General features: G+C 75.7%; 3 protein-coding genes. 2 read left to right on the plus strand and 1 reads right to left on the minus strand.

What is annotated here, in order from left to right; translation table 11 throughout:
• Both IH13_RS0106415 and IH13_RS0106420 read left to right on the plus strand, forming a co-directional pair.
• Window positions 1–318: CGNR zinc finger domain-containing protein (locus IH13_RS0106415; protein ID WP_031081781.1), on the plus strand; the 318-nt coding region annotated here is incomplete at its 5' end.
• Window positions 303–692, plus strand: a complete 390-nt coding sequence (locus tag IH13_RS0106420; protein ID WP_031081783.1) for an SRPBCC domain-containing protein — start codon at window positions 303–305, stop codon at window positions 690–692. The genes IH13_RS0106415 and IH13_RS0106420, both read left to right, overlap by 16 nt.
• 49 nt (window positions 693–741) lie before the next feature.
• On the opposite strand, the gene IH13_RS0106425 is transcribed toward IH13_RS0106420, so the two are convergent.
• Window positions 742–1,360 (minus strand): EamA family transporter (locus IH13_RS0106425; protein ID WP_031081786.1); only part of this gene is annotated, 619 nt, incomplete at its 5' end.

The following is a 1,360-nucleotide window of genomic DNA, read 5'->3' on the forward strand; positions in this document are numbered from 1 at the left end:
CCCCCGCTGGTGGCGGCCGTGACTCCCTCGGGCGGGAGGGTGTGGGCGCCGGGCGCGACGGGCACGGCGCTCCTGTCGACGGTCGCCCGGGACGCGGTCGAGCTCTTCACCGGGCCGAACGCCCACCGCATCCGGGAGTGCGAGGCCGTGGAATGCGCCCTCCACTTCGTCGACACCTCCCGGCCCGGCCGGCGGCGCTGGTGTGCCATGGGCCGCTGCGGGAACCGCCACAAGGTGCGGGCCCACCGCGCCCGTACCGCCCCGCCAGGCGACGGTGCCGGACGAGCGGAAGGAGAGGGACGATGCCGACCGGACTGACAGAGGACGCGGGATGGGAGATCGGGGTCTCCCGGACCCTGCCCGGGCCCGTCGAGGCGCTCTGGGAGTTCGTGACGAGTGAGGAAGGGGTGGCCCTCTGGCTCGGGCCGGGTGTGCGGCTGCCCACCGAGAAGGGTGCCGGATACCGCACGGACGACGGCGTCGAGGGCGAGCTCCGCAGCTACCGCCCCGGCGACCGCGTCCGGCTCACCCACGGGCCGACGACGGTCCAGATGACGGTGTCCCCCGGCCGCTCGGAGGGCAGCGCGGTGCTCCGCTTCCACCAGGAGCACCTCAGCGGTGCGGAGGAGCGGGAGGCGCGGCGCGCCCACTGGCGGGACGTGATGGACCGGATCGAGGCGGCCCTCCGCTGAGGCCCCGCCGAGCCCTTTGCGCGCCCCGCCCGGTCCGGCCCGCCGATTCTCAGGGCGCGGGCGTGCGCTCCGGGGCCACCGGGCCGCCCGGCCCGGCGTCGGTGCCCGACGCGGGAGCGCCGGCGTCCGGGCCGGCGGACGCCCAGGCGGAATCGGTACCCGTCGGCACCTGCGCCTCCGCGGCCCGTACCGCGAGGCGCAGGGCCTCGGCCCTCGTACGCCGTGCCGTGCGCAGCGCGTCCCAGGTCAGGACGGCCAACGCCACCCAGACCAGGGCGAAGCCGGCCCACCGCTCGGGCGGCATCTCCTCGTGGAAGTACAGGATGCCCAGGCCGAACTGGAAGACCGGCGCCAGGTACTGGAGGAGGCCCAGCACCGACAGCGGCACCCGGATCGCCGCCGCCCCGAAGGCCACGAGCGGGATCGCGGTGATCAGCCCCGTCACCGCGAGCAGGACCCCGTGGCCCGCGCCCGAGGAGGCGAACGTCGACTCGCCGCGCGCCCCGAGCCACAGCAGGAAGCCGAGCGCGGGCACGAACAGCACGGCGGTCTCGGCGGCCAGGGACTCCAGGCCGCCCATGTTGACCTTCTTCTTGATCAGGCCGTACGTCGCGAACGAGAACGCCAGCACCAGCGAGATCCACGGCGGCTGCCCGTAGCCGATCGCC

Origin of the sequence: Streptomyces sp. NRRL WC-3549, assembly GCF_000721935.1 — a bacterium.
Taxonomy (GTDB): domain Bacteria; phylum Actinomycetota; class Actinomycetes; order Streptomycetales; family Streptomycetaceae; genus Streptomyces.